At 63.5% G+C, this 13,289-nt stretch carries 11 protein-coding genes and 1 riboswitch; of the genes, 2 read left to right on the top strand and 9 right to left on the bottom strand.

What is annotated here, in order from left to right:
- Positions 1–18: 18 nt before the first annotated feature.
- A riboswitch (TPP riboswitch) is annotated at positions 19–112 on the bottom strand.
- A 40-nt stretch (positions 113–152) separates the two neighbouring features.
- From H147_RS0100630 to H147_RS0100600, 7 genes are read right to left on the bottom strand one after another with little or no spacing between them, the layout of a single operon-like run.
- The gene (locus H147_RS0100630) at positions 153–938 is read right to left on the bottom strand and encodes an MBL fold metallo-hydrolase (protein WP_019953390.1); all 786 of its coding nucleotides are present in this window, start codon (positions 936–938) and stop codon (positions 153–155) included.
- A 1-nt stretch (position 939) separates the two neighbouring features.
- Positions 940–1,617, bottom strand: a complete 678-nt coding sequence (locus tag H147_RS19175) for a hypothetical protein (RefSeq protein WP_019953389.1) — start codon at positions 1,615–1,617, stop codon at positions 940–942.
- Positions 1,614–2,228, bottom strand: coding sequence for a cysteine hydrolase family protein (locus H147_RS0100620; RefSeq protein ID WP_026352132.1), 615 nt, complete (start codon positions 2,226–2,228; stop codon positions 1,614–1,616). The genes H147_RS19175 and H147_RS0100620 overlap by 4 nt, the downstream gene beginning before the upstream one ends.
- Positions 2,229–2,241: 13 nt before the next feature.
- The gene (locus tag H147_RS0100615; RefSeq protein ID WP_019953387.1) at positions 2,242–3,042 is read right to left on the bottom strand and encodes an ABC transporter permease; all 801 of its coding nucleotides are present in this window, start codon (positions 3,040–3,042) and stop codon (positions 2,242–2,244) included.
- The gene (locus tag H147_RS0100610) at positions 3,042–4,010 is read right to left on the bottom strand and encodes an ABC transporter permease (RefSeq protein ID WP_019953386.1); all 969 of its coding nucleotides are present in this window, start codon (positions 4,008–4,010) and stop codon (positions 3,042–3,044) included. The genes H147_RS0100615 and H147_RS0100610 overlap by 1 nt, the downstream gene beginning before the upstream one ends.
- Positions 4,007–5,062: an ABC transporter ATP-binding protein gene (locus H147_RS19170; RefSeq protein WP_043699218.1), complete on the bottom strand. Its 1,056-nt coding sequence runs from the start codon at positions 5,060–5,062 to the stop codon at positions 4,007–4,009. Before H147_RS19170 ends, H147_RS0100610 begins: the two co-directional genes overlap by 4 nt.
- 5 nt (positions 5,063–5,067) lie before the next feature.
- A complete protein-coding gene (locus tag H147_RS0100600) occupies positions 5,068–6,156 on the bottom strand; it encodes an ABC transporter substrate-binding protein (protein WP_026352131.1) in 1,089 nt (362 codons plus the stop codon).
- A 277-nt stretch (positions 6,157–6,433) separates the two neighbouring features.
- On the opposite strand from H147_RS0100600, the gene H147_RS0100595 reads away from it, so the two are divergent.
- Both H147_RS0100595 and H147_RS20210 read left to right on the top strand, forming a co-directional pair.
- Positions 6,434–7,504: an isopenicillin N synthase family dioxygenase gene (locus H147_RS0100595; protein WP_162561611.1), complete on the top strand. Its 1,071-nt coding sequence runs from the start codon at positions 6,434–6,436 to the stop codon at positions 7,502–7,504.
- A complete protein-coding gene (locus tag H147_RS20210; RefSeq protein WP_019953382.1) occupies positions 7,501–7,962 on the top strand; it encodes a hypothetical protein in 462 nt (153 codons plus the stop codon). The genes H147_RS0100595 and H147_RS20210 overlap by 4 nt, the downstream gene beginning before the upstream one ends.
- Before the next feature lie 42 nt (positions 7,963–8,004).
- On the opposite strand, the gene atzF is transcribed toward H147_RS20210, so the two are convergent.
- Positions 8,005–9,780 (bottom strand): allophanate hydrolase, encoded by a 1,776-nt coding sequence (gene atzF, locus H147_RS0100585; protein ID WP_019953381.1) that lies wholly within the window; start codon positions 9,778–9,780, stop codon positions 8,005–8,007.
- On the bottom strand, positions 9,780–13,286 hold the full coding sequence (locus tag H147_RS0100580; protein WP_019953380.1) for a 5-oxoprolinase/urea amidolyase family protein: 3,507 nt from the start codon (positions 13,284–13,286) through the stop codon (positions 9,780–9,782). Before H147_RS0100580 ends, atzF begins: the two co-directional genes overlap by 1 nt.
- Positions 13,287–13,289: the final 3 nt, after the last annotated feature.

Genomic DNA, 13,289 nt, shown 5'->3' with positions numbered 1-13,289 from the left:
CACCAACCCCAGACAGGGCTTGGCTGTTCACGGACTCCCTACGCCAGCATGATCTGGTTCAGGTTCAAAGGGTGCTTCTCAGCCCGCAATGCGGACGCCCCTGTCGTGATGCGGAACGTAAAGGGTGGGGACGGTCTGTCAAGGGATCGCGGTCAACCCCGCCAGATCGCCTCATACTTTGCCATGATATCGCCCAACCGCTCTGGCCCGAAACTCGGGTCGTGGCCGCCGTGGACCAGCGTGATGTCCAGCGCGTGCAGTTTGGCGAAAGTGTCCAGATAATCCGGCACCGACATGCCCGGCCCGTCATAGATCAGCGGGCCGTCGTAGATCGCGTCGCCTGCGAACAGGACGCCCGTTGCGCGTTCATATAATCCGATGCCGCCCGGCGAATGGCCCGGCAGATGGATGATCTCATACAGATGGTTGCCCAGATCGACGGTGTCGCCCGCGTCGAGCAAGTCCGTCGCAGGCGCGCCGCGCAGGACGTAGGACCGCGGGTCATAGCCCGCATAGGGCAGGGCGTCGATCAGCACCTCGTCCAGAGGCGGATAGCCTGCATCAAGGAAAGTCTGGATCAGGCGCGCGGGCATGTCGTCGCGGTAAAGCGATTTGAGGCCGGAAGGAGCCGCCATTTCCTCTGCCTCGGTTGGATGCACCAGACGGGTGTCGAATTCATGCACCCCGCCGATATGGTCGATATGGGTGTGGGAGGACACGCAGATGATGTCCTTCCCCGGATCATCACGGAGCGTGTCAAGGAACGGGCGCAACGGCACGATCCCCATGCCGGTATCGAGGATCATGTCGCGGTCACGGCCTTGGACCAGAAACATGTTGGCCTGTTCCAGCACATGGACATGCGGCTCAAGGATCAGGGTCACATCGGGGCCGACCACTTTGGCTTTGAACCAGTTTTCGGCGACGGGAAGCGGCATGTCAGTGGACTTTCATAAGAGGACGGGATTCAATACCGCCGGTGAATAGGGGCGCGTGCCAGACGAAGCTGTCGTTCGCGCGGTCCAGAACGGGTTTGCCCATGGCGAACGGGTCGGTGGCAAGTTCGGCGATGCCACGCGCGCCGTCCCATGTGCCCAGCGCATAAAAGCTGGTGAATGTATCCCGTACGGGCCGGTCCATTGGCGCGAGTCCGATGCCCAGCAGGAAACGATCGTCGCTTTCCACCAGCACGCCGGTCATGTCGCCCCAGGCGATGCGATGCCCGCGCAGCGGGGCGGTGGGTTGCTTGAGCCACGCCTCGCGATAGTCGGCATGGACGCCGTCTTCGATCAGCACATCGCCGTCGAACCACATCGCCCCCACATCGGGGCGGGCCAAAGCGCCTTGCCAGTTGATCGTGCGGTGCCACGTGCATTGGCCCTGCGCGACAGTGATCTCGCCAGCGAAACCCTCGATCCGCAACAAGGATTGCAGCGCTGCGGCGTCCAGATCGGCAAGGCAACCCCCCTGCAGGGCAGGCAAATCGGCAGGCACGCGCAGATCGGCAAAGAGCATCCCCGCCTGCAACCAATGCACGCGGGTTGTCGTATCCTCAAAATCCGGTGCCTTGATCCAGTCGCGCCGCCAGTGGCCTCGCAGATCGGCGGTCTTTATCACGCAGCGGCCACCTGCAAACGGCCCAGTTCGGCGGTGATCTGGTCGGCGGTCACGACAGCGCCCGTCTGGAGGTATTCCATCGCCTTCAGCGACGCGTCATGCGCATCCGTCGATGACCCGCCGACGCAATCGCCCACGACGCGGCAATAGTAATCGCCCTGATGCCCGTCCGCGAAAGTATAATGCACGCAGACATCCGTAAGCCCGCCGATCAGGATCAGCGTCTGTGCCTTCAGCCCTTTGAGCAGAATTTCCAGCTCGGTCCCGTAGAAAGCCGAATAGCGGCGTTTGTGGACAAAATAATCTCCGGGCTGGCGGCCCATTTCCTCGAACGCGACGGGGGTGCCGGGTTCGCCGTCCATGCAATGCACATCCTCGGTCCCGTCCAGTTCGCGGCCATAATCCACCATGTCGCGGCGATGGATTTCCTGAATGAACACGACCGGAATCCCCGCGTCATGGGCGGCATCCACGACGCGGCGCGCGCGTGCGATATTGGCGCGGTAACCGGGCATGACGGGGATGCCCGCCTTGTGATCCATGAAAGCGGATTTCTGGATATCGACGACGATCAGCACAGGTTGGCCGACAAGCATGGGTTGGCGTGGCATTGTGAAACCTCCTTTAATTGCGGGATTGATCCGCGCCCATCAGGCGCGGCAGATCGCCCCAACGGGCGACGGCGGAAAAGACGGCGATAGAGACGGTGATGAACAGCACGGCCGCCACCGCCATCGTGGGGGTGTAGCCATTGCGCAAGGAATTGAAGATTTGCAGCGTCACGGTCGCATAGGCCGAGGCCGAGACGAAGAACATCACGATGAATTCGTTGAAGCTGAGGACCAGCGCAAAAAAGAACCCCGAGATCGAATAGGGCAAGGTCTGCGGCAGGATCACCGTGCGGAATGTCACCGCCTCGGTCGCGCCCATGGTGGCAGCGGCGTCCAGATGCGCGCGATCAATGGATTGCAGCCCGATCGAGATGGTCACCAAGGGCAGCGCCAGAAACAGCGTCGCATGGCTGACGATGCCGACCCAGATCGCCCCCAGACTGCCGATGAAGGCCCACAAAAATCCCAGCCCCACGCCAAAGACGATTGGCGGCAGCGCGAAAGGCAGCGACCCAAGCCCTGCCAGCACCTTTGATGCCTTGCTGCCCTTGGCCCAGAGCAGATAGGCCAGCGGCCATGCGAGCAACACCGCTAGCGTCGCCGACCCGAAGGCCACGATCAGCGAATTCTGCAAGGCGCGGACCCAGATCGTTTCGGTGATGAAGAATTCCACAAAGCGCGCGAAATTGGGATCCTCGGGCGGGAACAGCATGGTGCGCCCGCCGTTCAGCGACGCCCCCGCCACCACGATGATCGGCAACGCCAGCACCAGCCCCGACAGCGCCATGAAGATATGACCGAATAAGCGGCGCATCAGCGGGCCTCCGATCGTTTGGTCAGGTACTGGGCCAGCACCAGAAACAGCGCCGCCGTGACCAGCAGGACCACCGCCTGCGCCGCCCCGAAGGGTGCGTCCAGCGTCGCGCCCCGCACGCTTTCATAGACAGCGACGGCGGTTGTCTGCTTGGCGGGTTCGGCGAAAACGACGACGGTGACATAGCTGCCCAGCAGAAAGACGAAGAGCAGCAGCGTGGACCCGATCAGCGGCAGTTTCACCGTGGGCAGGATCACCGATGTCATCACTTTTGTCGGGCTTGCGCCCATGGTGCGCGCGGCCTCGGTCAGGCTGGGGTCAAGGCGCGACAGGGCCGGATAAAGCAGGATCACCGCATAGGGCCAGACCAGATAGGACATGGTCAGGATGGTCGCGAATTCGGATGTCTTGAATTTCACATTGCGCGGATTGGCAAGGCCCCATTCGCGCAAAACGTCGAACCAGCCCGTGCGTTTCAGCCAGTCGGTGGCACCCGACACCTCGAACAGCATCGGCAGGCCGGAGCGGTTTGAGAGCAGTACATCCCAGCCCATGACGATGAACACTTCGGACAAGGACAGGCTGGCGAGGATGAACACGAGCCAGCAGCTTTGCGCGCGTCGGGACTGGCGGGTCAGAAGATAGGTGAACGGAAACGCCGTGGCGACCGCCAGCACCGACGCGATGACGGCATAGTAAAGCGCATAATACAGCCGCTGCAGATGCAGGAACGTCACCTCGTCTGGCCAAAGCGCGCCGACGAAGAACCGCTGGTAATTGGCCAAGGTGAAATCCCATTCCCAGCCAGCGCCTTCGATCTTTTGACCAAAGGAAATGACGATCACCAGTATGAACGGCGTGACCGCAAGAAACAGGATCAGCGCGCCCAGCGCCCACGTCCCCCACGGCCTGCGCATCTGCGGCACCGGAGCGGTCATCTCCGCCTTGGTGCTGTCGACGGCGGTCATGCGGCGACCTGATCCGCGACGCGCGGGAAGACGTGGATCGCCTCTGCAGGCAGAGCGACGGCGACGGCATCACCGATACGCAAAGGCTGGCCGCTGTCGCTGTCGGTCACGATCATCGGCCCGATGGGCGTGTCCAGATAGATGTCGCGCACCGGCCCCACATCGCGCACGAATGTCACCTTTGCGGGAAGACGGTTCGCCTCGCCTACCAGACCGGCCTTTTCGGGGCGGATCGCGATCCGCACGGGTGATCCGTCGATGAAATTGGCGCGCGGCGTGATCTGCAGCAGATGCGCCCCCAGCCGGACATTGCCACCTTCGGTCACGCCATCAAAGAAATTCGCCTTGCCGATGAAATCCGCGACAAAGGCGTTTTCGGGCTGGTGATAGATCGCCTGTGGCGTGCCCACCTGTTCGATGCGGCCCTCCGACATGACAACGATCTGGTCGGCCATGGTCATCGCCTCGTGCTGGTCATGGGTGACGACGATTGTGGTGATGCCCAAACGCTGCTGCAACTGGCGCAGTTCGACCTGCATATCCTCGCGCAGTTTGGCATCGAGCGCGGACATCGGTTCGTCCAGCAAGAACACATCGGGTTCCTGCGCCAAGGCCCGCGCGATGGCGACGCGCTGGCGCTGGCCGCCCGACAATTCCCCGATCCGGCGGTCGGCAAAGGCCGACAATTGCACAAGGTCCAGCAATTCGCGCGCGCGCGCCGCCGCCTGCCCGCGCGGTGTGCCCGCGATGGTCAGCGCATAGCTGACATTGTCGCTGACGTTCAGATGCGGGAACAGCGCGAAGGACTGGAACACCATCCCGAATTTGCGTTTGTGCGCTGGCAGGCGCGTGATGTCCTGCCCGCCCAGTGAAATGGACCCCGCCGATGGGTCCTCCAGCCCCGCGATCATCCGCAAGAGCGTGGTCTTACCGCACCCCGACGGCCCTAACAGGGCCGTCAACGCGCCGTCCGCGAAATCAAGGCTGACGTTATCGACCGCCCTGACATCGCCATATGCCTTGCGGATGTATTTGAGGCTGAGGCCTGCCACCTTTGTCACGCCCCCGCAAGCATGCGGTCCCACGATTCCTTGATGAAGGTTTCCTTATCTAGATAGGCCTCATAGGCCGGACGGATCACGGGACTGCCGGAGACCGAGGCGAATTCCTCCGGTGTCAGATCGGTGACGGACGCGTCCACCAGCGGGGCAGTGCCGATCATCCGCGACATCAGCGCCTGCGTGGACGGCTGCGAGGTGAAGTTGATGAATTCCGCCGCTTCCGCGCCCTTGTCGGACAGCGAGGACAGACACCAGGATCCGTAATCCTGCGGATTGCCCTCTTTCGGGAAAATCGACTGGATCGGGAACCCGTCAGCGGCCATCAGTTGCGCCACGTCGTGATAATACTGCCCGCCAATAACATCGCCGTTCTTCATCGACTGTTCCATCTGGCTTTCGGCGGTCCACCACAGCGCCACATTGGGCTTCAGCTCTGCCGCCTTTTCGATCAGCGCGACGATGCCGTCCTCGGTCGCGAAGGTGGCTTCGCCTTCAAAGAAGGTCGCGGCGATGATGTCGAGAAGCTGGGAATTGTAGTTCTTGGACAGCCCAAGGCTGGATTCATAGACCGAGCTGTCCCAGAAATCGGCCCAGCTTGCGGGCGCGCTGACCTCGTTGGGGTTGATGACCATGGCGCTAAACCACGACAACGCACCGACACCGATCGGGCCTGTGCCATCCTCGAAAATGAAATAACCGTCCAGATTGGACGCATCCGGGATCGCCGCCATGTCGAGAGGCGAGATCAACCCACCCAGACGGCTGGCCTTGATCATCGTGTCGCGCGCATAAAGAGACAGGTCCGTCGGCACCGTGCCTGCGGCGGTCGCCTGCTGCATCGTGACCAGCCAGTCGGTCGAATTGGGCTGCGTGACGCTTTCAACCTCGATCCCCGTCGCGGCGGTGAAGGCTGGAAACACATGTTCCTTGAAGCTGTTTTCGAAATAGCCGCCATAGGATGCGACCTTGAGACTGCGCGTCTGCGCAATCAGCGGCGTGCCGATCACGCTGCTGGCCAGCGCAAGGCCGCCCGCACTGGCACCGGATTTCAGCAGACTGCGACGGTTCATGAGATGACGAGACATTGGCTTTCCCTTGGTAATTGTGACTGATGTAAAGGCGGCGGGCGCAACAGATCGCCCATGACATTCAGCAGGCCAAAGCCGTGTTGATCCGTCAATGCCGCACAGCAGCAAAGCCATGCCGCACCTGCATTCGCGCGAAATGCAGGCAGTCTTGACCAAAGGTGAACAAAAAACAGGCATGACGCCCAAGGCTGGGCCGCGAGGGCGCAGCGCTCTTGCCCGGTGCGCGCGGGATGCAGAACGGTGGGGACAGCCGCTTTCAAAGGGAGTCGTTTCCATGTCCGATGCCGACCAGCACGCCTTGACCATCGCCGAAGCCAACCTGCCCGTCATCGACCTTGGCGGTCTGACCTCGGGTGAACCCGCGCAAAAGGCCGCCGTCGCCCGCGCGCTGGGGGATGCCTCGCGCACATCGGGGTTCTTTTACATCCGCAATCACGGGATCGATCAGACGCTAATCGACGCGGCCTTTGCCGCATCCAAACAGTTCCACGACCTGCCGCGCCGCGAAAAGATGAAATACTGGTCGGGCTTCACCACCCACCATCGCGGCTATGTCCCGCTGGAGGAAAACGGCGCGAGCTTTCCCAAGCAGATCAATTTCAACGAAGCCTGGGACATGTCGTTCGAGGCCCCCGCCGACCATCCTGATTACCTCGCAGGCTGGCGGATGACGGGGCCGAACATCTGGCCCGACCTGCCCGGCTGGAAAGAGACGGTCAGCACCTATTACGACGAGGTCTTCGCGCTGGGTTTGCGCCTGCTGGATGCGCTTGCCTTGGAACTGGGCGTCGATCCGGCAGAGTTGTTGCAGCACATCACCTGCCCTACGTCGCAGCTGCGCCTGCTGCGCTATGTCCCCAACGACATGCCCGCCAACAAGGATGTGGTCGGCATCGCGTCGCATTCGGATTTCGAGTGTTTCACGATCCTGATGCAGGGCGGCCCCGGTCTGCAGGTGATGACCGCCGACGACGACTGGATCGAGGCACCCCCACTGCCCGGCTGTTTTGTCGTCAACATCGGTGATATCTTCGAGACATGGTCGGGCGGCCAGTTCAAATCCACCCAGCACCGCGTCAACAACATCGGGCGCGAACGCTATTCGATGCCTTTGTTCTTTGGGCTGGATTATCACAGCATCGTCGAACCGCTGGCGCAGTTCCGCACGCCGGAAACGGTTGCGAAATATCCGCCCATCAAGGCGGGCGAACATCTGATGCGGATGACGGTCAATGCCTTCCGCTATATGGCCGATGCGCGCGCCAAGGGTGAATTCAGCACCGATTACGAAGTCCCCGAGGAAAACCCCTTCAAGCGCGAGGCACGGGTGCTGGTCGCCGAATGACCCCGCATCCCGATTTTGCAGGGCTGGATGTGCCCAAGGCGCTGCCGCTTGGCCCCTATCTGCTGACCATGCTGACAGGGGCCGATGTGGACGAGGATTTCGCGGCCGTCATGGCGTCGGCCGCCGTGCTGCGCGGGTTCTTTGCACCCGGTTGGCCGGACGAGCTGACCCATGACTATGACCTGACCGACCTGCATTGGCACCACCGCGAATTCACGGCGCGGCGATCGTTTGCATGGATCATCCGCGACGGTGCGGGGGTCTATCTGGGCTGCGCCTATCTGTTCCCCGACATCGCGACCACAGGGCGGGGCGAGGCGGTGTTCTGGTTCACCGACACGCCGAACCGCCTGTCCCATATCGCGGCTTTTGGTCCGTTTTACCGCGACTGGTGGGTGGCGTTGTTACCGCAGGGGTATGATCTGCGGCTGTCGCATAATGCCCATCTGGGGCGCTGAAACTTTTAGGCCTCCGGCGGGGATATTTGGGCTCGAACGATGTCAGAGGCTGGCGATATAGGCGCGCCAGCCGCCGAAGTGGGTGATGTCCTTGGCTGTGGTCAGAGCGTAAGCTTCGCACAGGAAGCCTGATACCGCATTGCCATCCGCCAGCGTCAGCTTGCCGATGCCCAAGGGGGCGGGGATCGCGGTGACAAAGCGGCCAAAGGCGGCCTCGGGCAGCGCCCAGATTTCCACCTTGATCGCAGCCCCGTCTGCGGCGCGGACCAGCCCCGGTTTCGGTGGCACGGTGCCGTCCAGCGCGTAGAGCCTGTACGCCGCTTCTGTCATTGTCTCACGCAGCAAGCGCCCGCCCGCGTCGGTCAGTTGGTGATTGAGCGGCATCCCCGTCAGATGCGCACCGACGACGGCGATGGGGATCATGCCTTTGGGGATGGCGGCTGTGTCGAGCGGCGGGATCGCTGCGGCCGTGTCGCGGCCCATGCCGCAGGCGGCGGAATGGTGCAAGGCGGCGGCGAAAGGTGCCAAGCCATCATCGCTGAAGGCGGGGCCGATCAAGGTGACGCCACCGGGCAAACCATGCGCCGTGATCCCCGCAGGCACGGCGATGGCGGCATAGCCCAGAAGGTTCGCGAAATTGGTGTAGCGCCCGAAATGGCTGTTCTTCGTCACCGGGTCGGCCAGCATGTCGGCCACGGTGTAGATCGTCGGCGAGGTCGGCAAGAGCAGCAGATCGACGCTGTCCCAGACAGGGGCGACCTGCGCGCGCAGTTCTTCCAGCCGATAGCGTCCGTTGAAAGCATCGACCGCGCTATAGCGCCCCGCCGCACCGATGATCCCGCCCACGGTCGGGTCAAAATCGGCCGCATTGGTGGCGTAGAAGTCTTCCACCGCTGCCAGACGTTCTGCGACCCAAGGGCCGTCGTAAAGCAATGCTGCCGCTTCGCGGAAAGGTGCGTAATCGAAGGGGACGATGGTGGCGCCCAGCGCCTCGGCCCGTGCGATGGCGGCGTCGTAGAGCGCCTCGAATCCGGCATTGCCGTAGAATTCACGCTCAGACCCCGCCAGCACGCCGATGCGCGGCTTGGGCCGGATGCCGACAGGCTGTGCCGCGCGCGTGAACCCGTCGCCGGGATCGACGCCCTCCATCACCGCGCGCACGGCGATGCCGTCGGCCACACAGCCGGCAAAGACCGTGACCACATCGACACTGCGGCAGGCGGGCACGACGCCGGTGTTGGGCACCAGTCCCGGTGTCGGCTTGATCCCGACAAGGTTGTTGAACGCCGCAGGCACACGGCCTGATCCGGCGGTATCGGTGCCCAGCCCGAAGGTCGCAAGGCCAGAGGCCACCGCCACCGCCGACCCCGACGACGACCCGCCAGAGACATAATCCGCATTGAACACCGACCGTGGCGCGCCGTGGGGCGAGCGTGTGCCATTCAAGCCTGTGGCGAATTGGTCGAGGTTGGTCTTGCCCACCAGCAATGCCCCCGCCGCGCGCAGCCGCGCGATCACGGTGGCATCGGCCTTGGGATCATAGGCATAGGCCGGACAGCCCGCTGTCGTCGGCAGGCCCACCACGTCGATATTGTCCTTGGCCACGTAAGGAATACCCCAGAGCGGCAGATCGCGCGGCCCCGCCATCAGATCGCGGGCGGCGGCGCGCAGAGCGTCATCGGCCACGGGCAGAATGAAGATCGCGGGGTCGCTGGCGGCATGGCGGCGCCGGATGATCTCCTCTGCCAGATCAAGCGGGGTGGCGCCGTTGGCATAGGCGGTGCGGACAGCCTCTATCGTCAGGATTTCGGGGAACATCAGTCAGTCTCCAATATTGCAATCACTTGGCCTGCGCGCAGGGTCTTGCCCGGTGCGACGATACATTCCCGCAAGATGCCCGCCGCCGGGGCCAGCACGCGGATTTCCATTTTCATCGATTCCACGATGGCCACCGTATCACCTGCCGCCACATGGTCGCCGATGGCGGCGGTATATTTCCACAGATTGCCAGGGATGCTGCTTTCGACACCCACATGACCCGCCGCGATGGCAGCGTTCGCAGGTTCCGCCACACCTGCATCGCTGACAAAACTGTCCAGCCCTTGCGCCTTCCAGCGGGCGCGTTCCGCCTCGAACGCGGCTTGCTGGCGGGTCTTGAAGGCGGTGATGCTGCCTGCCTCGGCCGCTTGCTGCACCTTGTGGTCGGCCCAGCGAAAGGTCGTTTCCTCGATCTTCACGTCATACCCGCCGTGGGGGAAGGCGGCGCGCGCCTCGGTCAGCTCTTCGTGCGAGACGGGGAAGAACCGGATCTGGTCGAAGAACCGCAAGAGCCACGGCTGGTCGGCAAAGGCCGTCGTGCGCCGCCACGTGTTCCAGATCTGGATCGTGCGCCCGAAAAGCTGATAACCGCCCGGCCCTTCCATCCCGTAGATGCACATATAGGCCCCGCCGATCCCTACTGCATTTTCGGGGGTCCATGTGCGGGCGGGGTTGTATTTGGTCGTCACCAGCCGGTGGCGCGGATCAATCGGGGTCGCGACCGGCGCGCCCAGATAGACATCGCCCAGACCCAACACGAGATAGCTGGCGTCATGGACGATTCGATGCACGGCATCCACATCAGGCAGACCGTTGATCCTGCGGATGAAGTCGATATTCGACGGACACCACGGCGCGTCGGGGCGCACGAGGTCCTGATAGCGGGTCATGGCCAGCACGGCGTCGGGGTCGTTCCATGACAGCGGCAGATGCACGATGCGCGATGGCACGGTGACATCCTCGGCGGCGGGCAGGGCGCGTTCGATTTCGGCCAAGGCGTCCAGCAGTTTGGTGCGCTTGAGCTTGGTGCTGTCGTAATGGATTTGCAGCGACCGAATACCGGGGGTGACGTCGATCAGCGGCAGGCCCGCGTCCTGCACCGCCTGCATCAGCAGATGCACGCGCAGGCGTAGTTCGATGTCCAAGGTCATGTCGCCATATTCGACCAGCAGGTTGTCATCGCCCTGACGGCGGTAGACCACAGGCACGGGTCCGTCAGGGTCACCACCTAGGACAGGCGATCCGGCACCGATCACGGCAGGCCCGGCGACGGGATCAGCGGCGCGGGCGGCGGGCACGAACCGCACCCGATCACCGGGGCGCAACTGGCCCATTTTCCAAAGATCGTCGCTGGCGATCACGGCAGGGCAGACGAAACCGCCAAGGCTCGGCCCGTCGGGGCCAAGGATGATCGGCATGTCGCCGGTGAAATCAATCGCGCCCACGGCATAGGCGTTGTCATGCAGATTGGACGGGTGCAACCCCGCCTCGCCCCCGTCGGCGCGCGCCCATTTCGGCGCAGGGCCGGTGAGGCGCACGCCGGTCCGGTCGGAATTGAAATGCACCTCATAGGCGGTGGCAAACAGGGTGGCGATATCCCCGTCCTGAAAGAAATCGGGCGCACCGTGGGGGCCATAGACCACCGCGATCTCCCAGTCCTGCGTCAGATCGGCAGGCTCGAACGGTTGCGGATCACCGACCGGCGCATGGGCCAGCCCCAGTACATCGCCAGTGCGCAGGGTGCCAGTGGCATGGCCGCCGAATTGCCCCAGCGCGAAACAGGCGCGCGACCCCAGAACCTGCGGTGCGGCAAACCCGCCCGCAACCGCCAGATAGGCACGCTGGCCTGCGCCCGTGATCGCGCCAATCGCCAGCACGCTGCCCGCAGGCACGTCAACGACCGGACCGACAGGCACACCATCCAGCGTCATCGCCATCTGCGCACCGGCCAAGGCCACACGCGCGGCACTGGCAAAGCGCAGGGTCGGGCCGTTGACGGTCAGTTCCAAAGCGGCGGTGTCGGGATGGTTGCCCAGCGCGCGGTTGGCATTGCGGAAAGATCGCGCATCCATCGGACCCGAGGGCGGCACGCCCACATGCCACAGGCCCAGACGGCCAGGCAGTTCCTGAAGGCTCGATTGCGCACCGGGGGCCAGCACCTCGATCACCTGCGGATCAAAGGCGAAGCTGTTCAGCGCCGTCGTCGTCACCTGAGCGGAGGCGAGGAGGTCCGACCCCGCAATCGCGCGCAGATAGCGCAGGTTGGTTTCCACCCCGCCGATCCGCGTGGCCTCCAGCGCCTGTTGCAGCGCGGTGATCGCGGCATCGCGGGTGTCGCCATGCACGATGATCTTGGCCAGCATCGGGTCATAAAATGGCGTCACATCGCTGCCCGTCTCGATCCAGCTGTCGATGCGAGCATTGGCGGGGAATGTGACCTCGGTCAGCCGCCCCGCCGCCGGGCGGAAATTGGCATGGGGGATTTCGGCGTAAAGGCGGGCCTCGATCGCGGCGCCTTTCGGTGCGGGTGCGGTTTCAGGCAGTACGAGATCACCCGCTGCCTGCCGGACCATCCATTCCACCAGATCGATGCCGCAGACGGCCTCTGTCACCGGATGTTCGACCTGCAGGCGGGTGTTCACCTCCAAGAAAAAGAAATCCTGCCGCACAGGGTCATAGATGAATTCGACCGTCCCAGCAGAGGCGTAGGACACAGAGGCACACAGATCGACCGCCGCCTTGTGCAGCGCGCGGCGCACGGCGTCGGACAGACCGGGGGCTGGCGTTTCCTCGATCACCTTTTGATTGCGGCGTTGCAGCGAACAATCGCGTTCGCCCAAGGCCAGCACGCGGCCTTTGCCGTCGCCGAAGACCTGCACCTCGACATGGCGGGCCTGTGCCACGAAGCGTTCCAGAAACACCCGCGCATCGCCGAAACTGGCGGTCGCGGTGCGCTGCACGGCGGCGAAAGAAGCGCGCAAGGCAGGTTCATCCGCGCAAAGCTGCATCCCGATCCCACCACCACCAGCGGTGCTTTTCAGCATGACAGGATAGCCGATATCGCCTGCGGCCAGCACGGCGGCATCGACATCGGCCAACAGATCGGTGCCGGGCAACAGCGGCACACCCGCCTTGCGCGCCAGATCGCGGGCGGTGTGTTTGGCACCGAAATCGCGCAGATGCGCAGGGTCAGGGCCGATAAAGGTGATCCCTTCCGCCGCCAACCGTTCGGCAAAGCCTACGTTTTCGGACAAAAACCCGTAACCCGGATGCACGGCCTGCGCGCCGGTTTGCCGGCAGGCGGCGATCACTGCATCCACATCCAGATAGCTTTGTGCGGCAGGTGCTGGGCCCAGCCGCACCGCCTGATCCGCCAGACGCACATGGCGCGCGAAACGGTCCGCGTCGGACCAGACCGCAACGCTCGCAATCCCCATCCGCCGCAATGTCGCAATGACACGCACGGCAATCTCGCCCCGATTGGCGACCAATACTTTGTCAAACATGGC

This window comes from Yoonia vestfoldensis DSM 16212 (genome assembly GCF_000382265.1).
Taxonomy (GTDB): Bacteria; Pseudomonadota; Alphaproteobacteria; order Rhodobacterales; family Rhodobacteraceae; genus Yoonia; species Yoonia vestfoldensis.
This window is presented reverse-complemented; position numbering and strand designations above follow the sequence as displayed.

Coding starts and splice junctions, on each gene's coding strand:
- atzF (WP_019953381.1), bottom strand. CDS start 9,780: ATGTTCCCCGAAATCCTGACGATAGAGGCTGTCCGCACCGCCTATGCC.
- H147_RS0100620 (WP_026352132.1), bottom strand. CDS start 2,228: ATGCCACGCCAACCCATGCTTGTCGGCCAACCTGTGCTGATCGTCGTC.
- H147_RS20210 (WP_019953382.1), top strand. CDS start 7,501: ATGACCCCGCATCCCGATTTTGCAGGGCTGGATGTGCCCAAGGCGCTG.
- H147_RS0100595 (WP_162561611.1), top strand. CDS start 6,434: ATGTCCGATGCCGACCAGCACGCCTTGACCATCGCCGAAGCCAACCTG.
- H147_RS0100600 (WP_026352131.1), bottom strand. CDS start 6,156: ATGTCTCGTCATCTCATGAACCGTCGCAGTCTGCTGAAATCCGGTGCC.
- H147_RS0100630 (WP_019953390.1), bottom strand. CDS start 938: ATGCCGCTTCCCGTCGCCGAAAACTGGTTCAAAGCCAAAGTGGTCGGC.
- H147_RS0100580 (WP_019953380.1), bottom strand. CDS start 13,286: ATGTTTGACAAAGTATTGGTCGCCAATCGGGGCGAGATTGCCGTGCGT.
- H147_RS0100610 (WP_019953386.1), bottom strand. CDS start 4,010: ATGACCGCCGTCGACAGCACCAAGGCGGAGATGACCGCTCCGGTGCCG.
- H147_RS0100615 (WP_019953387.1), bottom strand. CDS start 3,042: ATGCGCCGCTTATTCGGTCATATCTTCATGGCGCTGTCGGGGCTGGTG.